General features: G+C 45.7%; 21 protein-coding genes. 8 read left to right on the top strand and 13 right to left on the bottom strand.

The features are described from left to right. Positions 1 to 35 precede the first annotated feature (35 nt). On the bottom strand, positions 36 to 2480 hold the full coding sequence (gene fadE / locus NDJ01_RS06045) for an acyl-CoA dehydrogenase FadE (RefSeq protein WP_258586435.1): 2445 nt from the start codon (positions 2478 to 2480) through the stop codon (positions 36 to 38). 376 nt (positions 2481 to 2856) lie between these two features. On the opposite strand from fadE, the gene lpcA reads away from it, so the two are divergent. After that, positions 2857 to 3432, top strand: a complete 576-nt coding sequence (lpcA, locus tag NDJ01_RS06040; RefSeq protein ID WP_005380392.1) for a D-sedoheptulose 7-phosphate isomerase — start codon at positions 2857 to 2859, stop codon at positions 3430 to 3432. 51 nt (positions 3433 to 3483) lie between these two features. Then, on the top strand, positions 3484 to 4329 hold the full coding sequence (locus NDJ01_RS06035) for a class II glutamine amidotransferase (protein ID WP_006741678.1): 846 nt from the start codon (positions 3484 to 3486) through the stop codon (positions 4327 to 4329). 365 nt (positions 4330 to 4694) lie between these two features. Here the strand turns inward: NDJ01_RS06035 and purN are convergent, their stop codons facing one another. Next, a complete protein-coding gene (gene purN / locus NDJ01_RS06030) occupies positions 4695 to 5357 on the bottom strand; it encodes a phosphoribosylglycinamide formyltransferase (RefSeq protein ID WP_145532719.1) in 663 nt (220 codons plus the stop codon). Between the two features lie 151 nt (positions 5358 to 5508). After that, the gene (gene purM / locus NDJ01_RS06025) at positions 5509 to 6549 is read right to left on the bottom strand and encodes a phosphoribosylformylglycinamidine cyclo-ligase (protein ID WP_145532721.1); all 1041 of its coding nucleotides are present in this window, start codon (positions 6547 to 6549) and stop codon (positions 5509 to 5511) included. A gap of 179 nt (positions 6550 to 6728) precedes the next feature. Between purM and upp the strand changes: the two genes are divergently transcribed. After that, on the top strand, positions 6729 to 7355 hold the full coding sequence (gene upp / locus NDJ01_RS06020; RefSeq protein ID WP_041852906.1) for a uracil phosphoribosyltransferase: 627 nt from the start codon (positions 6729 to 6731) through the stop codon (positions 7353 to 7355). Positions 7356 to 7476: 121 nt separating this feature from the next. Here upp and NDJ01_RS06015 read toward each other — a convergent pair whose 3' ends face one another. After that, a complete protein-coding gene (locus NDJ01_RS06015) occupies positions 7477 to 8730 on the bottom strand; it encodes a uracil-xanthine permease family protein (protein WP_258586434.1) in 1254 nt (417 codons plus the stop codon). A 365-nt stretch (positions 8731 to 9095) separates the two neighbouring features. Between NDJ01_RS06015 and NDJ01_RS06010 the strand changes: the two genes are divergently transcribed. Continuing rightward, a complete protein-coding gene (locus tag NDJ01_RS06010) occupies positions 9096 to 10304 on the top strand; it encodes a DUF2066 domain-containing protein (RefSeq protein WP_065645522.1) in 1209 nt (402 codons plus the stop codon). 140 nt (positions 10305 to 10444) lie between these two features. Here NDJ01_RS06010 and NDJ01_RS06005 read toward each other — a convergent pair whose 3' ends face one another. From NDJ01_RS06005 to NDJ01_RS05990, 4 genes are read right to left on the bottom strand one after another with little or no spacing between them, the layout of a single operon-like run. Continuing rightward, positions 10445 to 10885, bottom strand: a complete 441-nt coding sequence (locus NDJ01_RS06005) for a DUF2069 domain-containing protein (RefSeq protein WP_012841511.1) — start codon at positions 10883 to 10885, stop codon at positions 10445 to 10447. A gap of 22 nt (positions 10886 to 10907) precedes the next feature. Next, positions 10908 to 11477 (bottom strand): NAD(P)H:quinone oxidoreductase, encoded by a 570-nt coding sequence (gene wrbA / locus NDJ01_RS06000; protein WP_012841512.1) that lies wholly within the window; start codon positions 11475 to 11477, stop codon positions 10908 to 10910. Then, positions 11478 to 11828 carry an arsenate reductase (glutaredoxin) gene (gene arsC / locus NDJ01_RS05995; protein ID WP_005380410.1) on the bottom strand — a complete coding sequence of 117 codons (351 nt, stop codon included), beginning with the start codon at positions 11826 to 11828 and terminating at the stop codon, positions 11478 to 11480. 16 nt (positions 11829 to 11844) lie between these two features. Next, complete coding sequence (locus NDJ01_RS05990) at positions 11845 to 13296, bottom strand: M48 family metallopeptidase (RefSeq protein ID WP_046875521.1); 1452 nt, start codon at positions 13294 to 13296, stop codon at positions 11845 to 11847. A gap of 257 nt (positions 13297 to 13553) precedes the next feature. On the opposite strand from NDJ01_RS05990, the gene NDJ01_RS05985 reads away from it, so the two are divergent. Beyond that, positions 13554 to 13790, top strand: coding sequence for a sulfurtransferase TusA family protein (locus tag NDJ01_RS05985; RefSeq protein ID WP_046875522.1), 237 nt, complete (start codon positions 13554 to 13556; stop codon positions 13788 to 13790). Between the two features lies 1 nt (position 13791). Continuing rightward, entirely contained in the window at positions 13792 to 14865 is a 1074-nt protein-coding gene (locus NDJ01_RS05980; RefSeq protein ID WP_006741685.1) for an AI-2E family transporter, read from the top strand. A 77-nt stretch (positions 14866 to 14942) separates the two neighbouring features. Here NDJ01_RS05980 and bcp read toward each other — a convergent pair whose 3' ends face one another. Together bcp and NDJ01_RS05970 are read right to left on the bottom strand one after the other, a co-directional pair. After that, positions 14943 to 15413: a thioredoxin-dependent thiol peroxidase gene (gene bcp / locus NDJ01_RS05975; protein WP_005380418.1), complete on the bottom strand. Its 471-nt coding sequence runs from the start codon at positions 15411 to 15413 to the stop codon at positions 14943 to 14945. A 16-nt stretch (positions 15414 to 15429) separates the two neighbouring features. After that, positions 15430 to 15972, bottom strand: a complete 543-nt coding sequence (locus NDJ01_RS05970; RefSeq protein WP_012841515.1) for a glycine cleavage system protein R — start codon at positions 15970 to 15972, stop codon at positions 15430 to 15432. 478 nt (positions 15973 to 16450) lie between these two features. On the opposite strand from NDJ01_RS05970, the gene dapA reads away from it, so the two are divergent. Beyond that, positions 16451 to 17329: a 4-hydroxy-tetrahydrodipicolinate synthase gene (gene dapA, locus NDJ01_RS05965; RefSeq protein ID WP_054867202.1), complete on the top strand. Its 879-nt coding sequence runs from the start codon at positions 16451 to 16453 to the stop codon at positions 17327 to 17329. An 80-nt stretch (positions 17330 to 17409) separates the two neighbouring features. Beyond that, positions 17410 to 18429 (top strand): outer membrane protein assembly factor BamC, encoded by a 1020-nt coding sequence (gene bamC, locus NDJ01_RS05960; protein WP_006741687.1) that lies wholly within the window; start codon positions 17410 to 17412, stop codon positions 18427 to 18429. Between the two features lie 106 nt (positions 18430 to 18535). On the opposite strand, the gene NDJ01_RS05955 is transcribed toward bamC, so the two are convergent. From NDJ01_RS05955 to dapE, 3 genes are read right to left on the bottom strand one after another with little or no spacing between them, the layout of a single operon-like run. Continuing rightward, positions 18536 to 18739: a DUF2897 family protein gene (locus NDJ01_RS05955; protein WP_012841517.1), complete on the bottom strand. Its 204-nt coding sequence runs from the start codon at positions 18737 to 18739 to the stop codon at positions 18536 to 18538. Then, positions 18736 to 19434 carry a M15 family metallopeptidase gene (locus NDJ01_RS05950; RefSeq protein WP_258586433.1) on the bottom strand — a complete coding sequence of 233 codons (699 nt, stop codon included), beginning with the start codon at positions 19432 to 19434 and terminating at the stop codon, positions 18736 to 18738. The genes NDJ01_RS05955 and NDJ01_RS05950 overlap by 4 nt, the downstream gene beginning before the upstream one ends. A 14-nt stretch (positions 19435 to 19448) precedes the next feature. Then, positions 19449 to 20585 (bottom strand): succinyl-diaminopimelate desuccinylase, encoded by a 1137-nt coding sequence (gene dapE, locus NDJ01_RS05945; RefSeq protein ID WP_193446995.1) that lies wholly within the window; start codon positions 20583 to 20585, stop codon positions 19449 to 19451. Between the last annotated feature and the right edge of the window lie 7 nt (positions 20586 to 20592).

Below are 20592 nucleotides of genomic sequence, written 5' to 3'. Positions count from 1 at the left end.
TTGTCACTCCCGTTTTATGGTTTCAGATTAGAGAGTTAGGCAACGCTATCCATCTGAGGGTATAGCGGCTTTGCGGCGAGCAATTCCGGCTCGAAGTCGTCAACGTTGATTGTATCCAGACGATGCTGTTCAGCTTCTCTTAGTAGGTCGGCTTCTTCTTGCGTGATAAAGCCTTGCTCTAGCCCTTCTTGAGCAATCATATCCAAACGTAGGAATGGACGACGTTTGCCTTGCGCTTTACATACTTTGTCGAACACTGGCTCTGCTTGAAGAATGACTGACAGCGCAAGCTCAATCTTACCTGCTGCGTTGTGTTCTGTTGGCTCTAGGTACTGACCTCGACCAATGCGTGAACGCGTTGCACTTGGCGTTTGTAGAATGCGCGCCACTTTGCTGTCTAGCTTATCACTTGGCGCTTTGCGTACACGACCGAATGGCATGATTAACACGCGCAGTGCACGACCAATCACTTTGTTCGGGAAGTTTGCTAAGAATTCGTCTACCGCCACTTCCGCTTGTTTCAAACTGTCTTGTAGACCCCAGTGTACTAATGGTAAATCTTCGACTGGGCGGCCATCTTGCTCAAAACGTTTCAACGTCGCAGAGCTCAAATATAGCTGGCTTAGAATGTCACCAAGACGCGCTGATAGACGCTCTTTACGCTTCAAAGAGCCACCTAGCACTGCCATTGAGATATCCGATAGCAGAGCAAGGTTTGCACTGTAACGGTTCAATTGTTGGTAGTAACGTTTTGTCGCATCTTTGGTTGGTGATGAAGAACCCAGACCGTCACTTAAACCAAACCAGATACTGCGCACGAGGTTACTCATTGTAAAGCTCACGTGACCAGCAAGCGCTTTATCAAACTTCTCTACAGAGTCACTGGCATCAGAGTACGCTGCGTCCATTTCTTCAAGAACGTAAGGGTGACAGCGAATCGCACCTTGACCAAAGATGATCATTGAACGAGTTAGGATGTTTGCACCCTCAACCGTTACCGCGATTGGCGCACCTTGGTAACCACGCGCTAGGAAGTTCGAAGGTCCCATACAGATCCCTTTACCGCCTACGATGTCCATTGCGTCGATGATGCTTTGTTGTCCACGGTGCGTACAGTGGTACTTCACGATAGCTGAGATAACCGAAGGCTTTTCACCTAGGTCGATACCTGCCACGGTTAAGTTGCTTGCCGCGTCCATTACGTAGGCGTTACCACCTAGACGTGCCAATGGCTCTTCTACGCCTTCCATGTGACCGATTGGCTGTTTGAACTGGCGACGAATGCGTGAGTAAGCACCTGTGGCCATTGCGGCAGTTTTGATACCACCTGTTGAGTTTGAAGGTAGTGTGATACCACGTCCAACCGACAAACACTCAACCAGCATACGCCAACCTTGGCCCGCCATTTTTTCACCACCGATAATGAAATCGATAGGAACAAAGATGTCTTTACCGCGCGTTGGACCATTTTGGAATGGTACATTGAGCGGGAAGTGTCGGTTACCAATCTCAACACCTTTGACATCAGTTGGGATAAGCGCACAAGTGATGCCAAGATCTTCTTTGTCGCCTAGCAAACCTTCAGGATCGCGAAGTTTAAATGCTAAGCCTAGTACCGTTGCGACTGGCGCTAGGGTGATGTAGCGCTTGTTCCAAGTCAGGCGCATACCCAGTACTTCTTTTCCTTCCCATTCGCCTTTACAGACCACACCGTAATCTGGAATAGATCCAGCGTCAGAGCCCGCTTCTGGACTTGTTAGGGCGAAACAAGGGATTTCCTTACCTTCAGCTAGGCGCGGTAAGTAATGGTTTTTCTGATCTTCAGTACCGTAGTGTTGCAGTAGCTCACCAGGACCCAAAGAGTTAGGAACACCAACGGTAGACGATAGAACGCCAGAAACACCCGTTAGTTTTTGTAGTACTAGTGATTGCGCGTATGCTGAGAACTCAAGACCACCGTACTTTTTCTTAATGATCATGGCAAAGAATTTGTGATCTTTCAGGTATTGCCATACTTCTGGCGGTAAGTCCGCGAGTTCGTGAGTCACTTGGAAATCGCTCACCATGGCACACACTTCATTCACTGGACCGTCTAAAAAGGCTTGTTCTTCTGCACTTAATTTAGGTGCTTGAATTGCGTGAAGCTTTTGCCACTCTGGTTTGCCTTTAAATAGCTCGGCTTCCCACCAGACGGTACCTGCGTCTAACGCTTCTTTTTCGGTTTGAGACATAGCTGGCAGCACTTTCTTGAAAAGCGCTAATGCTTTGCGGCTTATCAAAGACTGACGTACGCCAGGAACCGCGAATACAGCGGCAGCAAGAACGTAAATAGCCCAACCAGTAACGCCAACCGCGCCTATTACTGTGAGCGCTAACATAGCTGCTGTGAGTAAACTAATAGATTTCACGAGAGACATGCGGTGGTAGAGCGTAATGCCTAGCACGACCGTCATCGTGATGATTGAGAGCAAGATGTCCATATGTATTTTCCTTTTCAGACTTTATAAGTGTTGTACGTCTGTATGTTAGGTAAGAGGTCTAACCAGTTGGTTTAAGTGTAATCAAAATATTAAGGAAATGTAAAACATAAGATTGGATAAAAAGTGATCTAAGTAGAGTTAAAGTTCTAAAGTTGCGATTTGAGTGATGGTTTCATGAGCAAGTTGACAAGTTTATTACCATCACCAATCTAAATCTGTTGGTTCACTATCGACACTAATTCTCGTTTGTGGGTAAACTCAGAGTAATCAAACCCGAGTTCAGGTTTATGAAATGTCCGATACCAAATTGGTATCAGAACAATTTGCTCAGTGAATCTAGGACTGACTGAAGCCGAAATAATAAAGAGAACGTCTTATGTACCATGATCTGATTAGAAGTGAATTAAACGAAGCTGCTGAAGTGCTCAACAAATTTTTAAGCGATGACCATAACATTGCGCAAATCGAAGCAGCGGCGAAAATGATTGCTGACTCATTCAAGCAAGATGGTAAAGTACTGTCATGTGGTAACGGTGGTTCTCACTGTGATTCGATGCACTTTGCCGAAGAGTTAACAGGCCGTTACCGAGAAAACCGTCCTGGCTATGCTGGTATTGCTATTTCAGATCCAAGCCACCTTTCTTGCGTGAGTAATGACTTTGGTTATGACTTCGTGTTTTCCCGTTATGTAGAAGCGGTTGGCCGAAAAGGTGACGTACTGTTTGGTCTGTCGACTTCAGGTAACTCAGGTAACATCCTGAAAGCGATTGAAGCGGCGCAAGCGAAAGGCATGAAGACGATTGCGCTAACAGGCAAAGATGGCGGCAAAATGGCAGGGCTTGCCGATATTGAAATCCGCGTGCCACACTTTGGTTATGCGGACCGTATTCAGGAAATTCATATTAAGATTATTCATATCATCATTCAGTTGATTGAAAAAGAGATGGAATAGTCGTTTCACAGCCACCTTTTCGAGCTGTGTTGTTAGGGAGTTTTTTAAATCATGTGTGAATTGCTCGGTATGAGCGCTAATGTTCCGACGGATATTTGTTTCAGTTTTACCGGGCTCATGCAGCGTGGAGGTCGAACTGGCCCACACCGTGACGGATGGGGAATTACCTTCTACGAAGGGAAAGGTTTTCGAACTTTCAAAGATCCCAAGCCAAGTTGTGAGTCGCAAATTGCAGAGTTAGTGCAAAATTATCCTATCAAGAGTCGTGCTGTCGTTAGTCATATCCGACAGGCGAATCGTGGTGGTGTTAATTTAGAAAATACTCATCCCTTTACACGTGAGTTATGGGGTAGGTATTGGACGTTTGCGCACAACGGTCAGCTCTCAGGCTATCAAGACTTACATACGGGTCGACACCGACCTGTCGGCGAGACAGATAGCGAACTGGCCTTTTGTTGGTTACTGAAGCAAATGGAAGATCGATATCCTGAGCCGCCAAAGGATATGGAATCGGTATTCTTATATGTTGCTAAATGTTGTGATGAGCTAAGAGAGAAGGGTGTATTTAACATGCTTCTGAGTGATGGTGAGTATGTAATGACGTATTGCACCAATCACTTGTATTGGATCACGAGACGCGCACCGTTTGGTAAAGCCGCTTTGCTTGATGAAGATGTGGAAATTAACTTCCAAGAAGAAACAACGCCACATGACATTGTTTCTGTGATCGCGACTCAACCTTTAACGGGTAACGAAGCTTGGCAGCGGATGAAACCTGGCGAGTACGGCTTGTTTCACCTAGGTGAACTAGTGAAAAACAATGCCTCTGAACTGGTGAATGTGCCGTTTGCAGCGGCGAAACCGGGCAATCAGGCGCCAACTGAGCCGTTAGAATAGCGGTTAATTCGGAACAACTCGTAAAGCTCGCTTAATCGCGAGCTTTATTTTTATACGTTTTTAACCGAATGCGGATACTGGTGAACTCTCATACTTTCTAGCCTCCTAGTCTCGCTAAGGCTTGCCGGAAAGACGTAACTGATAGAAATTTCTCATAAAACACCACGTCATTCTGAACGGTGAGGAACGAACCAGATTCAGAATCTACTTTCCGAGTGTCGTGTTACTCAAGTGGTTATGGGATTTTTTAGAATGTTGGGTTTTAGGTTTCTAGTCTCACTACGGCTTTCTTGAATCAAGTTTATATGTTTCAAAATAACAAAAGGCAGCTCTCAGGCTGCTCTTTTGTGTTTGGAGTTTGGTATTCAGGACGACTCATCGGAGGCGTAGCCGTGTGTGCCAAGCTCTGCGCCATCTAAATAGGCTTTACCATCCTTCATGATTAAGCGCTCATCTACTAACCACTTCGCCACCATAGGGTAGATTCGGTGTTCCTGAGCCTGAACACGCGCTGCAAGTACACTAGCATCATCGTCTTCGAAGACCGGAACTTTTGCTTGCAGTATGACAGGGCCACCATCAAGCTCTTCAGTTACAAAGTGCACACTCGTACCATGTTCTTTGTCGCCAGCATCTATTGCTCTCTGGTGTGTGTGTAGCCCAGGATATTTTGGTAGAAGAGAAGGGTGGATATTGATCATCTTACCCATGTAATGAGAAACAAACTCGCTGCTCAGAATACGCATGTAGCCCGCCAGAATAATCACGTCTGGTTGGTATTCATCGATTTGACTCATTAGCTCTGCATCAAAGCTTTCACGCGAGTCGAATGCTTTAGGGTCGACAAAGTGACCGTCTACATCAAACTTTTTTGCACGTTCTAAACCAAAAGCATCGGCTTTGTTAGAGAACACGGCTGCCACTCGTGCGTTTGGCATGCTGTCTTCGCAAGCTTCCAAGATAGCTTGCAGGTTACTTCCGTTACCCGAGATGAGGACCACAATGTTTTTTAGGGTATGGTTTTTCATGATGTCGAGAGTGCCTTGGTATTGTAGGTTGGAGTTAGATAGCTTCTAAAATACCTACTAATAGAATGGTTTTTATTGTTCTAGATAGCAAAATGAGGACCTAGTCATCTAGTGTCCTCATTCTTTTTATCTTGTGAGCTCGATTTGCAAATTATTGGATTTCAACTTGCTCTTCGTTCGCTTCTGCTTGCGCGATTTGACCAATCACCCATGCGTTTTCACCTTCTTCTTGAAGAAGAGCAACCGCGGCTTCCGCTTGGTCTTTAGGTAGTGCAACGATTAGACCCACACCACAGTTGAACGTACGGTACATTTCGTGTGTGTCGACGTTGCCTTTCTCTTGTAGCCACTTGAAGATCACTGGCCATTCCCAGCTGTTACCATCGATAACTGCTTTTGTGCCTTCAGGCAGCACACGTGGGATGTTTTCCCAGAAACCACCACCAGTGATATGAGAAATCGCATGGATGTCGTATTTCTCAATCATCTTAAGTGCTGATTTGATGTAAATCTTCGTTGGTTCTAGTAGGTGCTCACCGATAGTGCGACCTGCTAGTTCTTCGTTCTTATCTGCGCCAGATACTTCTAGGATTTTACGGATAAGGGAGTAACCGTTTGAGTGTGGACCGCTTGAGCCAACAGCGATAAGTGCATCACCAGCAGCGACTTTCGTGCCGTCGATCACGTCTTCTTTTTCGACTACGCCAACACAGAAACCAGCTACGTCGTAGTCTTCGCCTTCATACATGCCAGGCATCTCGGCAGTTTCGCCACCAATTAGGGCGCAACCTGCTTGAATACAGCCTTCCGCGATACCTGAAACAACATCCGCTGCGGTATCAACGTCTAGCTTGCCTGTTGCGTAATAATCTAGGAAGAACAGTGGCTCTGCGCCTTGCACGATAAGATCATTTACACACATCGCAACAAGGTCGATGCCGATAGTGTCGTGCTTGTTCATATCCAGTGCTAGGCGAAGCTTAGTACCTACGCCATCAGTACCAGAAACCAGTACAGGTTGTTTGTATTTGGTTGGCAATTCGCATAGCGCGCCAAAACCACCGATACCACCCATAACTTCAGGGCGACGAGTACGTTTTACCGCACCCTTAATACGATCCACAAGCGCGTTGCCTGCATCAATATCTACACCAGCGTCTTTATAGCTAAGAGAAGAGTTGTTACCACTCACAGGGAAGTCCTCGGTATTAAGTTGGATATGAAAACGGCGCTATTCTAACAGTGCTTAAACATAGATAGCAAACGTTTGCGTCTGTTTTTTTCTTTAGTGATTTATCCTGATATCCCTGCAAAAATCATGTATAATCTGAAGGTTTGTTTAAATATTGCCAACTATAGCCGGAGATGGACATGAAAGTTGTTGAAGTAAAGCACCCTCTAGTAAAACATAAAATTGGTCTAATGAGAGAAGGTGACATCAGCACAAAACGTTTTCGTGAGTTAGCGACTGAGGTCGGTAGCCTACTTACTTACGAAGCAACGTCAGACTTTGAAACAGAAAAAGTGACCATTGATGGTTGGAACGGTCCGGTAGAAGTAGACCAAATTAAAGGTAAAAAAGTAACCGTAGTACCAATCCTACGTGCAGGTCTAGGCATGATGGACGGTGTTCTTGAGCACATGCCAAGCGCACGTATCAGTGTTGTTGGTATTTACCGTGATGAAGAAACACTTGAGCCAGTTCCTTACTTCAACAAGCTTGCTTCTAACATCGATGAGCGTATTGCGCTTGTTGTTGACCCAATGCTTGCAACGGGTGGTTCTATGATTGCTACGATTGATCTTCTAAAAGAGAAAGGTTGTAACCAAATCAAAGTGTTGGTACTTGTTGCTGCACCAGAAGGTATTGAAGCGCTAGAAAAAGCACACCCAGATGTGGAGCTATACACTGCGGCCATCGATGAGAAGCTAAATGACAAAGGCTACATCGTACCGGGTCTAGGTGATGCAGGTGATAAGATCTTCGGTACTAAGTAATTCTTTAATGTATTACTACGACTGAACAGAAAAAACAAAGGCTTGGTGAAAACCAAGCCTTTTTTATATCTATAATACGAGAAGAATAAAATGCGCCACTCAGTAAAGCAGCGCAGACGCACTATTTCGCGTTCTCTTCTTCCATTTGTGCGTTATCTACAACGTGGTTTTCACCTAAATCGTTTGGTAGCACAAGGTTAAGAATAATTGCCACGATACCGCATAGGCTCACACCTTGTAGGCTGAACTCACCAATACCGAAAGCCATACCGCCAATACCAAATACAAGTGTTACGGCAACGATCACTAGGTTACGAGACTTATGTAAATCAACGTTATTCTTGATCAGTGTGTTGAGGCCTACCGTGGCGATAGAGCCGAACAGCAGAATCATGATACCGCCCATGACAGGTACTGGAATCGTTTGAAGAACCGCGCCTAGCTTACCTACCAATGCAAGTACGATTGCAGTGATCGCAGCCCAAGTCATGATCACAGGGTTAAATGCTTTGGTTAGCATTACCGCTCCTGTTACTTCACTGTAAGTGGTGTTTGGTGGAGCACCCACCATCGAGGCTGCGATAGTTGCCACCCCGTCACCTGCGATTGTGCGATGAAGGCCAGGTTTTTTCAGGTAGTTTTTACCTGTAACGTTTGAGATAGCAAGCATGTCACCTACGTGCTCTACCGCAGGTGCGATAGCGACAGGAATCATGAACAAGATTGCGTTTATGTTGAACTCTGGCGCGGTGAAGTTTGGCATAGCTAGCCAAGCCGCTTGTGTTACTGGAGTGAAATCAACCACCCCATAGAATAGAGAAACAGAGTAACCAGCAAGAATACCACCAACAATAGGAACGAGCTTCAAAAAGCCTTTTGCAAACACGCTTAGTACAATGGTTGTGAGCAGTGAGACCGCCGAGATGATGATCGCAGCATCACCATTAACAAGCTGTGCAGCACCATCACCGGTTTTACCTACCGCCATGTTCACTGCTGTTGGAGCAAGGCCAAGACCAATCACCATGATCACAGGGCCAACGACAACAGGCGGGAGAATTTTATGGATAAATCCAACACCACGCACTTTGATCATCGCCCCTAGAGCCACATAAACCAGGCCCGCTGCCATTAAGCCGCCCATCGTTGCGCCGATACCCCAAGTTTGGATACCGAACATAATAGGAGCAATAAACGCAAAAGAAGAGGCAAGGAAGATGGGAACAGAACGTCTAGTCATTAATTGGAAGAGGAGAGTACCGACACCGGCACCAAAGAGGGCGACATTTGGATCAAGGCCAGTTAACAGCGGCACAAGCACCAAAGCACCAAAAGCGACAAAGAGCATTTGAGCGCCTTGTAACGCGTTTTTCATAATAATTCCCTATTTTCAAGATACGCAGACAAATCCGGCGAATACTATCATCCTGCAATCGTTTGCAACGTTGCATGGATCAAACTTTCGATTGAATCTTTCCCATAAATAGCGTTTTTGAGAGTTAGTTGCTTGCAAATTGGCCTCTTTTACGAGTCTTGCGTGACGATGAAAAATGAACTGTCTAACTTGTTGAGATAGCTGGATAAGCAATGAGTTTATTATGAAAAACAACGCTAGAGTGCTCGTTGAGACCCGAGTTAACAAAGCTGGTCATAATACAGACAATTTACTCAGTACTTACCTTGCTCAAGATTTGATAGTTGCTTATTATTCGGGTTCTTGTTCAGAGGATTATAAAAACTATGCGCTATTTAGCTCTCTTACTGATAGGTTGGTTGTCCCTACCAGTATATGCATTAACTCAGGTGGATATCTATCGTGCCGAAGTGGTTATCGACAGTGAGCAGAACGACGGTGAGTCTCTGGCTCGTCAACAAGGTATGCAGGATGTGATTGTTCGAGCGACCGGTTCTCAATCCTCTTTAAGCAATCCAGTGATTAAAAAGGCACTTGGTTCAAGTGCGCGTTACATTTCCCAACTGAGCTATGGGCAGGTTGATGGAAAAGCGAGCTTAAAAATGTTGTTTAACAGCGACCAAATCAGCTCTCTTTTAACACAAGCTCAATTGCCATCTTGGTCGCCAAATCGTGCCAATATTTTGGTTTGGATGGTGGAAGAACAGGGATACGATCGTAATATTGCTTGGGAGCATTCCGACTCTTCAAACGCTGTAGCACTTCGCAGTGCTGCGAAATCGAGAGGCTTGCCGATCACGATCCCGGTTGGTGATTTTGATGATGTAACTGGTGTTAATGTTTCTGATCTTTGGGGCGGCTTTATTGAGCCAATTGGCCAAGCGAGCCAGCGCTACCCAGCGGATGCCGTTTTAGTTGTGCGCGCTCAAGGTGAACAAATTCGCTGGACGTTATACGATCAATCACCAATGAGAATTGTTGAAGCACAACGCTCTCCACGTAACGGTTCCGCATCAGGCGCCAATGCCATTGCTGAGATGGTTGATGGCATCGCTGACTACTACGCGAGTAAGAGCGCAGTGGTAGTATCTGGAAAATCTTCAAAAGCGTTGGCGGTGAAAGTCCTTAATGTAACGTCTGCCACGGACTTCTTCCGTTTAGAGAATGCGTTAAAACAACTTAATTCGGTTGCGGGTACGGAAATTAAGCGTGTCCAAGGTGATGAGCTGACGCTCAACATCCATCTTTTGGCATCTCAACAAGCTTTTGAGAAAGAAGCTTCTTCTATTTCTCAATTAATGGTTTTTGAAGATCCTTTGGGTGAAGTTGATGCCCCAGCTTTAACTCAAGAAGCAGAGCCAATTGCTCCGATGAATGAAGCTAAAGATACAGCTATGGTAGAAAAAGTGCAGTCTGAAGTGCCTGCGGATATCGCGGCGGAAGCAAAGGACGAAACGCAACCAACTCAGCCTATGATTGTGGAGCCTGTCCGAGAACAGTATGACTTGATCTACGAGTGGCGCTCGGCATCGTAATCGCATTGATAGCTTTCCAGGCGTAAAGCGCAAGGATCAAACACCAATGTGGTAAGCGTAAAAAAGAGTCGCAATAGCGACTCTTTTTGTTTTCTAAATTCGTATTCGAACCAATGCTCAGTGATTGACTGCGATTGGCGTTATTTATTGAATTTCGCTTTTTCTTCTTTTTCTACTTGAGAGAGGCGCTTCAACTTGAGACCTAGCTCTTTGCCTCTCGCTCTAGCAAACAAAATATTGCCAGCGAAACCGAGTGAAGTCAGGAGCAACTCTACTGCCGCAAGCCAACGTTCTCCACCATCCACATAAAGGATGGTCAGCGCATGCAAGAAATACAGCATAAGAACAAAGTTAGCCCAAGCATGAGTGTAAGGCTTACCAGCCAAAATACCAGGCAATGGAAGTAATAGCGGAATACACCAAGCAATAGCAAGTGTTGTGCTGCTAAGGTGAGGGTGAGGGGACAACGCAAGCTGCCAAATTGCGACCCAGGCTAATAAGGCTAAGTTGCCAAATAAAGCTAGGTAACGATAGGTTTTAGCCTGTGTACCGAGTGGTGTTTGGTCTAAAGAGTCAGACATCGATTAACTATCCTTGATTTTACTAACAGACTTTTAGTTTTAACGCTGCAGTTGCCAGCCTTTTGCCTAATTGTTGTGCCAGACGAATCTCTTCACTGCTGAGGGTTGCCTCATGGCCTACACTGCTGGCGCCATACGGAGTGCCTCCGGACTGCGTAGTGTGTAGCTCTGGTTCGGCATAAGGAATGCCCAAAACCATCATCCCGTGATGCAATAAAGGGGTCATCATGCTTTGTAACGTTGTTTCTTGACCACCATGCATCGAAGAGGAAGAGGTAAAGACACAAGCTGGCTTATCGATTAAGTCACCACTGACCCATAAAGATGTAGTCTGATCCCAGAAGTGCTTTAAAGGCGCAGCCATGTTGCCAAACCAGACGGGACTGCCAAACGCTAGACCGTCGCACGTTTTCAGTTCCTCTAGAGTAACAATTGGATCAGAAGGGGAGTGTGAGTGAGGTGACAATTCTTCAACTGTACGCAAAATTGCTTGGCATTGAGGAGTCGATTCGACTCCTCTTGCTATCTGTCTTGCCAGTTGTTTTGTCGAGCCGTGACGGCTGAAATACAAAATAAGGATCTGGCAATCCATTTATAGAATATCCAACACTTGCTCTGGTGGTCGACCAATTTTCGCTTTGCCGTTGGCAACTACCACCGGACGCTCAAATAATTTTGGATTTTTCGCCATTGCTTCGAACAATTGCTCATCGCTAACAGAGTCTTCGCCTAGGCCAAGTTCTTTGTATTCGCTTTCTTTGGTGCGCATCATTTCACGTACAGATGAAAAGCCAAGTTGTGCGTACAGCGCTTTTAGCTCATCTACGTTAAGTGGTGTGTCTAGGTATTTGACGACTTCCGGTGTAACACCATTTTGCTCAAGCAGTTCAAGTGTTTGACGGCTTTTTGAGCAACGAGGGTTGTGATAAATCACGACTGACATGGTTTTCTCCATTTCGTTATTGTAATGCCATGAATCGATCTCTTTGGATCATGAGTTGGTCAATACGGGCATCGTATCGAGCTTGCTCTAAGCTGCCCAACTTGGCCATTTTACTTGCTTCACTATAATATTGAATCGCTTTATTCCAGTTTGCTCGCAACGCCAAAATTTCCGCTCGCGCAGCCAACTCTTCATCACTACGTCCTAGCGCGTGGTAGCTCTTCGATATTAGGTGCCAGCCATTTGTATCTTCAGGATAATCATGAGTGTATCTTTGAAGAACTCGCGTGGCTTGATCGTTTTTATTGTCCTCAAGTAGCGCATTGGCATAGTTAATGGTCAATACTTTATTTTGAGGGTTCCGAGATAACGCTTTACGGAGCATATCGGTTGCTTTTTCTGGCTGCTTCTTCTCGATATATAAATCCGTCATAGCATCCAGGTAGAACGGGTTACTTGGGTCCTGCTCCAGCAACTTTTTCAAAATAGGTTCCGCTTGAGACAAGCGTTTGCTGTCTAAATGTACGAGTGCTCGCCCATAGTCAAAAGCAGGTGTGATGTCCGCAGAGGCTTTCTTTTGAGTTCGCTCAAACCAGCCCAAAGCAGCTTGTCCATCAATGCCAGCGTAACGAGCCACAATGCGCGCACGCGCTAGGTGATAGTCTATCGAAGGCACAACTCGCATTGGTGGATAGGTCCTTGCTCGTGCACGGCTATCAGTAATTCGATCTTCAGGTAGTGGGTGAGTCAGTAGCATTGGCGGCGGTTTACTCGCATAACGATATTCATCTGCAAGACGGCCAAAAAAACGTGGCATTGCTTGAACATCAAAACCAGCTTTTGCCAGTGTCGAAATACCAAAGCGGTCCGCTTCTTTTTCATTCGCGCGAGTGTAGTTGATTTGGCTTTGCATGTTACCTGCGGTTGCCGCCGTAATTGCAGCCATCCCCGCTTCTGGTGAGGCTATCGAAAGCAGTAATGCGCCAGCGAGTGCAGCCAATGTGGCCGGAGAGCGACGTGCTTGCTCTTCCATGCTGCGCGCAAGGTGGCGTTGTGTGACGTGCGCAATCTCGTGAGCAACAACAGAGGCCAACTCGCTTTCTGAACGTGCATGAAGAAACAACCCAGAGTGCAACGCTACGTAACCACCAAAAAACGCGAACGCGTTAATATTGCGGTCGCGAATCATAAAGAAGTGAAACGGCGTTTTTACATCGTTCGCATTGGCTACTAGTCTGTGCCCGAGAGCGTCAATATATTCATTGATAACAGGATCATTAACGATAGGTTTACTGGCTCTGAGCATACGCATATAGGCGTCGCCGTAAATCAACTCTTGGTCTATTGAGAGCGTACCACCAGCAGCCGTACCAATGTCTGGCAAGTCAATGCTATTGGCATAGGTTGTCGGCGAACTGATTGCAGCTGCAAGACATAAGCAAACTAGCGAGCGAGTGCGTTTTAACATACGTTTAAAAGGTTCTCCAAAATACATAAGCATGTGGTTAGAGGCTGAGAACCTCTTAACAGCGCCACATGCGTTTTGGTTATCCGCGAGGATATAAGCTAGCAATAAGACCGGAAATAAATGAATTGGTTTCGTAAATTATTTTATATCCGAGTCATTTCAGCATGTGGTTAAATCATGTCAGAAGTGCTAGCACCAGCTCAAAAAGCCGTTACAATACAACCCTATCATAAGTGCAGAGCAATACAATGGAATCCATGTTACTTGATTTGCGTGAACAACGTTGCCCTATGGCACTATTACTTGCAAAGCGTCACGCTGCTGAAGTCTTTCAAGGAGAAACGCAGCAGTATCATCAACTTGTTATTCAAGTGGTGGATAACAGCTCTAAACGAGACATTGTGAACTATCTCAGTGCCCAAGGGTACTCAGTTGATTGCCAATCTACATCAGAGCACTACACATTGACTGTATTCAATAAGGAATCCGCATAAGATGTTTGAAATGGTTAGTCGTTGGTATAAACGACGTTTCTCAGACCCTCATGCAGTAAGTCTCGTCGCGATCTTGCTGTTTGGTTTTATCACCATTTACTTCTTTGGGCATTTGATTGCGCCATTGCTTGTCGCGATCGTTTTGGCTTATTTACTTGAATGGCCAGTCGTAAAAATGTGTCGCATGGGCGTGCCGCGCACTTTGTCGGTCATCATCGTGATCTTAATGTTCGTCGGATTGATGTTGATCGCTTTGTTTGGTTTGGTTCCGACGATTTGGACTCAGGTCGGTAATCTAATTAACGATATTCCAAACATGTACAACGGGTTACAAAAGTTTATTGTCACGCTACCAGAACGTCATCCTGAGTTAGCAAACTTAGAAATTGTAGAAACCGTGGTGACAAATGCCAAAAACCAAGCGTTGGGACTTGGTGAGAGTGTAGTAAAAGGCTCACTTGCGTCATTAGTCAGTATTGCGACGCTAGCGGTATACCTGATTTTAGTGCCACTACTTATCTTCTTCTTACTGAAAGACAAAGAAGAGATGCTAAGAATCGCGAGTGGTGTTTTGCCGAAAAACCGTAAACTCGCGAATAAAGTTTGGCATGAAATGAACGAGCAGATCTCCAATTACATTCGCGGTAAAGTGCTCGAGATTTTAATAGTGGGTGGCGTGAGTTACGTGACTTTTGCCATTTTAGATCTTCGCTATTCGGCGCTGCTTGCCGTAGCTGTCGGTCTATCTGTGTTAATTCCATATATCGGCGCAGCAGCTGTAACCGTGCCTGTCGCCATCGTTGGTCTGTTCCAATGGGGTCTTGCGCCTCCGTTTTATTGGTTGCTGCTTGCTTACGGTATTATCCAAGCGCTGGATGGCAATGTGTTGGTTCCTGTTCTGTTTTCTGAGGCGGTAAATCTACACCCAGTTGCCATCATTGTGGCAGTGTTAGTCTTCGGTGGCTTGTGGGGTTTTTGGGGCGTATTCTTCGCCATTCCGTTGGCGACACTAGTTAAAGCCGTATGGCATGCCTTACCAAGTACGGAAGAAAACGAACCAGTCGAACAAGAGTAGGCGTTACCAAAGTACAATGCTCAAAAGAAAGCCCAGCAGTTTGCTGGGCTTTTTGTTATTTGAAGAACGGATCGCGCTTATGCGTTTTCGTTGAGGTAATTTAATACGACTTCGTGGTGATCTTTGGTTTTGAACTTGTTGAACACGTGTTCGATCACGCCTTCTTCATTGATTAGGAAGCTAATGCGGTGAAGACCATCGTATACTTTACCCATGAATTTCTTTTCGCCCCAAACGCCAAATTGGTCTGCAACGGCATGATCTTCGTCAGAAAGCAGGGTAAAGTTTAAATCATCACGCTCGATGAATTTGCCTAGGCGTTTTACAGGGTCGATGCTTACGCCAAGTACCACCACGTTGTGTGCATCGAGTTCAGCTTTGATGTCACGAAGACCTTTTGCTTGTGTAGTACAACCCGGAGTCATCGCCTTAGGGTAAAAGTAGAAAAGTACTTTCTTGCCTTTAAAGTCTTCAAGAGAAACGGTATTTCCGTCTTGGTCGAGCAAAGAGAAGGCTGGCGCTGGCGAGCCTGCTGTCAGCGTATTCATGGTGATTTCCTTTACTTTATAGTGTGTTTTTAATGAAATTCAGAGAACCTTGTACGTTGAGCGACTGACAAAGTTCATCGAAATCTTCTTGTAATTGCATTAAGTTACAATCCGCACTTACTGATGCGGTAATCGCAATGTGGAATTGGTCGGCATCAAGTTGAATTTTCGACTTACTGATAGTTTGGGCGCTAAGAGAGTCCAAACCAATCTGTTGATCCGCGAAGAACTTAGTAAACTTTTCAGTCAGACCTGGGCGGTCTTCAGACTCAATAAACACTTCCATTGTGTAGCTGTTGTCGAGCAATTCGTGCGCCGACGTACGCTTCATAATCGTAATCAGGTCATGCTCTTGGCCAAGTAGGGGCAATTGCGTCTCTACTCGAGTCACACTGCTGGCGTTCCCAGTTAGGAGCATGATCAGCGTAAATTCACTTCCAAAGATAGCGATACGGCTATCGACTATGTTACAACCGGCTTGAGTAACGAGGTGTACGACTTGGTTACAAATGCCTGGACGGTCCGTTCCAACTGCTGTAAGTACCAGATGTTGCTTCATAAATGAGCTTCTTGTCCTTTCTTCAATAGAGAAGATGTTAGCACAGATATTGCGGAGAAATATCGAGTCAGTTCTTTTTTTAGTTTACAAAAAAGTAGGTTGGCTCTTGAGGTGAACGATCGGAGGCAAGCAGTAAACGAGTGAGTTGGGGGAATAAAACGTTTGCATGATGTGCTTGCGTATTGTTTGGTCTTTTTATTCACTCAGGTCTGACTTGGTGAGCACGACCAAAGAGTATATTTTCCTGGCTTGTGCACTTCAGTATTTTCCAAATCACTGATAGATTCTAAAGTCACTCGAAAGCCCAACACGATTATCAATATTGCCGCTAATCAAACCAAATAGAGCAATTAAGTTGCTAGACCTCTAACAACTGATAATTATTCATTCATTTGTACTTTGTAAGCGAGTTTACGCTCTTGTGTTTTTCAATCGCATTACAGTACCATGCAGAAAGAGTTAAATGAGGGAGATAAACATGTTTTCAGGAAGTATCGTAGCGCTGATTACGCCATTCAAAGCAGATGGCGAAGTAGACTTTGACAGTCTGCAAAAGCTAGTAGAGTACCACGTTGAAGCGGGTACAGACGGTATTGTGGCAGTAGGCACAACAGGTGAGTCAGCGACACTGACCATTGAAGAGCATGTAAAGGTCGTTAATAAAACTGTTGAGTTTGCCGACGGTCGCATCCCTGTGATTGCTGGCACGGGTGCAAATGCAACCCACGAGGCAGTAACATTTAGCAAATTACTGGCTGATTCTGGTATTGCTGGCTTCCTGAGTGTGACACCGTATTACAACAAACCAACTCAAGAAGGTTTGTTCTTGCACTACAAAGCAATTGCTGAAGCGAGTGATGTGCCTCTAATTTTATACAACGTACCAGGCCGTACTGCTGTTGATATGCAGCCAGAAACAGTGGCACGCTTGTCAAAGCTTGATAATATCGTGGCTTTAAAAGATGCAACGGGCGATTTGGACCGAATTGCAATTCACCGTGAACTTTGTGGCGAAGATTTTATCTTACTAAGTGGCGATGATGCGACGGGGCTCGATTTTGTGAAACTTGGCGGCAATGGTGTTATCTCGGTAACAAACAATATTGCAGCTAAAGACATGGCAGACATGTTCCATTTGGCAAGTGAAGGTAAGTATGAAGAAGCAGAAGCGATTAACCAACGCTTGATGACTCTACACAAAAACCTTTTCATTGAAGCAAGCCCTATCCCAGTAAAATGGGCAGCGCAAAAGCTTGGTTTGATTGAAGAAGGTGGTTTGCGTCTTCCTTTAACCACACTTTCTGAAAAATCGCAGCCGATCGTCGAACAGGCGTTAACCGATGCCCATATTTATTAAGATTGAGCTATTAAGATTGAGTTACTAGGATTGAAGTTCATACTGGGGGCCAAAGCGCCCTCGGTGTTTTAGGAGTATAGATGAAGCTTTCAAGCCAGTTAGTGTTAAGTTCATTAGCTGTATTCGTATTGACTGCCTGTTCAGGTGGTGCCAATCAACGTCGTCAAGCAAAAGATGACTTCGAGTATTTGAACTCCCCCAATTTGGGTGAGTGGAATGTCCCGCAAGGCGCACAGCCACAGTTTTACCCGAACTATGAGATCCCTCAGGGTAACTACGCTGGTGGTGTAGGTAAAGATGTCGACATTCGTCCACCTCAACAAGTCCTAGAGCTTATTCCTGGTGCACGTCTGGACCGCAGTAGTGATGGTGAAGTGACACTTTGGCTACTTCGTAAAGATGAACTAGACAAGGTTTGGCAAACCGTACAAAACATGGTCGCGGCCAACGAGATTCCAGTTGAAAGCCAAACGGATTCTCGTATCGAGACAGGTTGGGTGACGTGGGATTCGCCAGACGAAGAGCTGGAAATTGGTAGCCGATATGAGATCGTACGTGCTGAAGCAAATGGTCGACACGGCTTTAAAGTGAGTCTTATTGACTGGCGTGAAGGCAATCAAGTGAAAGAAGTAACGGCGACCAACCGTGAGCGCTACAATGTGTTCATGACGAACTTGGTAACCGCTCGCTACGATCAAGAAGTACGTGAAGAAGCACAACGTAAAGCGCAAGAGTTGGTTAAACAGATCCCAATTACAATGGGTAAAGACCGCAGCGGGCTTCCTGTGATTGTCGCGCGCGCGCAATACAACATGCTTTGGCAACGTCTGCCTAATATTCTACCTAAGATGGGCTTTAAGATTGAAGAGCGTAGCCAGTCTCAGGGCACAATCACTGCGAAATATGCGTCTCCGGATGATGAATTCTGGAACGATATCGGCGTTAAACCAGTGGAGTTAGACGCTGGTAAGTACACATTCTTACTTGGCGATTTAGGCAACCGTACGTCTATCAATATTACGGATTCCTCTGGTAAGCCAGTAGAAGAAGAGTTTTTGAAATCACTAGCGCCTGTATTGGCTGCGACGGTGAAGCAGTAACCAAAGCGAACTTAACGCGATACGTTTACACAATAATTGAAAAGGGACCCAGTGGTCCCTTTTTTGATGCTTATATTCGGCGTGTCGGGATAAAGTAGGTGTTTAACTAACGAGGCTCGTCTTTGTTGCTCTCCTCGTCAGCGGAGCGCTGTTTATCCAACGTGTTCAGCTTATCTAAATCGTTCTTACGGCTTTTATCCATCTGACCAAACTTCATTTTTGCGGTGTATTTGAGTGCGGCAATGTTACCAATGACCACGCTCAACACTACAATGATAATGACCCAAGGATTGGTGAGTATTTCTATCATAGAGCCTCCGGCGGCGTGATATTGTGAATAAATTTGGCAACGACGTTATCCAAATTATTCAGTATGACGTCAATCCCTGCAATGTTGTCGGTCTGATTTTGCTGAATCAGCTGGTTTCTGAGCACATCAGGCGTCAATTGCGCGAGGCACTGTTGCCCGACAGTGCGGTGGCTAATGTGCCAAGGCTCAATCGAAACGCCACCTAAATCTTGCTGATAAGGGAAGAAGAAGCCGAATCGACCAAGGTTGGCTTTTAACCATTGGTAGAACGCTTGCTGGTGGCCATCAAGGTACTCCCAAGGTTCCAGCTTGAGTTTGGTGTCAGTAGGCAATAAATTGCGCGCATAGACATCAAAATCACAACCCCAATGATGACGACTTCCTCCAGGCAGTGCCGACCAGCGCAAAATGGCCATCAACTTCTCTTCGTCATTTAACTCTGCTTTGTTTAAAGGGCGGGAGTTGACGTCGAGAATTGGCAACTCACCAGAAAACTTCCCGTTCCAGATCGCTTTTTGGCGGTTGAAGTCACGAAAACCACTGGCGATTTCCATTTTAAAACCTGCTTCTGTTGCCGCTTCAATCATCTTTAGCAGATCGTCAGCTACTTCAGGGTGGAGTAGAAACGCTTTTTGACCCACTAAAGTGGATTGCAGATGAGAATCTGTGGTGCCGGTGAGTTGCTCTGGTGTCATGGTGTTCTCGCTGATTACTTCGCTAACAGGTGTTTCAACGTGTTCTCGTACATGTCAGTCAACTTTTCTAGATCGTCCACTTTCACGCATTCGTTCACTTTATGAATCGTAGCATTAACAGGGCCTAACTCTACGACTTGACCACCCATTCGAGCGATAAAGCGACCATCAGACGTACCGCCAGTTGTAAGTAGGGCTGGCTTCGTATCATTCACGTCGGCAACAGCAGCAACAACCGCATCTAGCAGCGCGCCTGTATCGGTCAGGAATGGGTCGCCGTTGAATGTCCATTTTAGATCGTAGTCCAGCTCATGCTTGTCCAATGTTTCGGTAACACGCTGAACAATTGCGTCATTGTTAAGCTCAGTACTAAAACGTAGGTTGAACTGAACATGGAACTCGCCAGGAATGACGTTAGACGCACCAGTGCCAGCCGATACGTTCGGGATCTGGAAGCTGGTTGGTGGAAAATAATCATTTCCTTTGTCCCACTCTGTTGTTGCGAGTTCATGAATCGCGAGTAGAGACTCGTGCACTGGGTTATTGGCTAGATGAGGATAGGCCACGTGGCCTTGTGTTCCTTTTACCGTCAAATCGCCCGTAATAGAGCCGCGACGTCCATTTTTCACCACATCGCCAACTACTTCGGTACTGGATGGTTCACCGACGATACACATGTCGATATTTTCGCCACGTGCCATCAACGTTTCTACAACACGAACGGTACCATTGATAAATGGTCCTTCTTCATCCGACGTAATTAGAAAGCCGATTGAGCCTTTGTGGTCTGGGTTTTCTTCAATGAAGCGTTCGACAGCAACGACCATAGCAGCTAGCGACCCTTTCATATCCGCTGCACCGCGACCGTGTAGGTAACCATCAATAATAGTTGGTTCAAACGGATGTGTATCCCAGTGCTCCAGTTTGCCAGCAGGTACCACATCGGTGTGGCCAGCGAACGCAAATAGTGGCGCTTCTGAACCACGGCGAGCCCAGAAGTTCGTGGTGTCTTCAAATACCATCACTTCAATTTCAAACCCGAGTGCTTTTAAGCGCTCGATCATCAAATCCTGACAACCTGCGTCTTCCGGCGTTACAGATTGTCTACTGATCAGATCTTTAGCAAGTGCCAATACTGGACTGTCTGTCATCCTTGAG

Source organism: Vibrio sp. HS-50-1, from assembly GCF_024747315.1.
In the GTDB taxonomy this organism is placed as follows: domain Bacteria; phylum Pseudomonadota; class Gammaproteobacteria; order Enterobacterales; family Vibrionaceae; genus Vibrio; species Vibrio diabolicus.
This window is presented reverse-complemented; position numbering and strand designations above follow the sequence as displayed.

Bases quoted from the DNA above. Each gene is read 5' to 3' on its own strand.
- NDJ01_RS06015 (WP_258586434.1), bottom strand. From the start codon at position 8,730: ATGAAAAACGCGTTACAAGGCGCTCAAATGCTCTTTGTCGCTTTTGGT.
- NDJ01_RS05990 (WP_046875521.1), bottom strand. From the start codon at position 13,296: ATGTTAAAACGCACTCGCTCGCTAGTTTGCTTATGTCTTGCAGCTGCA.
- bamC (WP_006741687.1), top strand. From the start codon at position 17,410: ATGAAGCTTTCAAGCCAGTTAGTGTTAAGTTCATTAGCTGTATTCGTA.
- NDJ01_RS06035 (WP_006741678.1), top strand. From the start codon at position 3,484: ATGTGTGAATTGCTCGGTATGAGCGCTAATGTTCCGACGGATATTTGT.
- dapE (WP_193446995.1), bottom strand. From the start codon at position 20,585: ATGACAGACAGTCCAGTATTGGCACTTGCTAAAGATCTGATCAGTAGA.
- NDJ01_RS05970 (WP_012841515.1), bottom strand. From the start codon at position 15,972: ATGAAGCAACATCTGGTACTTACAGCAGTTGGAACGGACCGTCCAGGC.
- NDJ01_RS05980 (WP_006741685.1), top strand. From the start codon at position 13,792: ATGTTTGAAATGGTTAGTCGTTGGTATAAACGACGTTTCTCAGACCCT.
- NDJ01_RS05955 (WP_012841517.1), bottom strand. From the start codon at position 18,739: ATGATAGAAATACTCACCAATCCTTGGGTCATTATCATTGTAGTGTTG.
- lpcA (WP_005380392.1), top strand. From the start codon at position 2,857: ATGTACCATGATCTGATTAGAAGTGAATTAAACGAAGCTGCTGAAGTG.
- purN (WP_145532719.1), bottom strand. From the start codon at position 5,357: ATGAAAAACCATACCCTAAAAAACATTGTGGTCCTCATCTCGGGTAAC.
- NDJ01_RS05950 (WP_258586433.1), bottom strand. From the start codon at position 19,434: ATGACACCAGAGCAACTCACCGGCACCACAGATTCTCATCTGCAATCC.
- fadE (WP_258586435.1), bottom strand. From the start codon at position 2,480: ATGGACATCTTGCTCTCAATCATCACGATGACGGTCGTGCTAGGCATT.
- NDJ01_RS06010 (WP_065645522.1), top strand. From the start codon at position 9,096: ATGCGCTATTTAGCTCTCTTACTGATAGGTTGGTTGTCCCTACCAGTA.
- bcp (WP_005380418.1), bottom strand. From the start codon at position 15,413: ATGAATACGCTGACAGCAGGCTCGCCAGCGCCAGCCTTCTCTTTGCTC.
- dapA (WP_054867202.1), top strand. From the start codon at position 16,451: ATGTTTTCAGGAAGTATCGTAGCGCTGATTACGCCATTCAAAGCAGAT.
- upp (WP_041852906.1), top strand. From the start codon at position 6,729: ATGAAAGTTGTTGAAGTAAAGCACCCTCTAGTAAAACATAAAATTGGT.
- NDJ01_RS05985 (WP_046875522.1), top strand. From the start codon at position 13,554: ATGTTACTTGATTTGCGTGAACAACGTTGCCCTATGGCACTATTACTT.
- NDJ01_RS06005 (WP_012841511.1), bottom strand. From the start codon at position 10,885: ATGTCTGACTCTTTAGACCAAACACCACTCGGTACACAGGCTAAAACC.
- wrbA (WP_012841512.1), bottom strand. From the start codon at position 11,477: ATGGATTGCCAGATCCTTATTTTGTATTTCAGCCGTCACGGCTCGACA.
- arsC (WP_005380410.1), bottom strand. From the start codon at position 11,828: ATGTCAGTCGTGATTTATCACAACCCTCGTTGCTCAAAAAGCCGTCAA.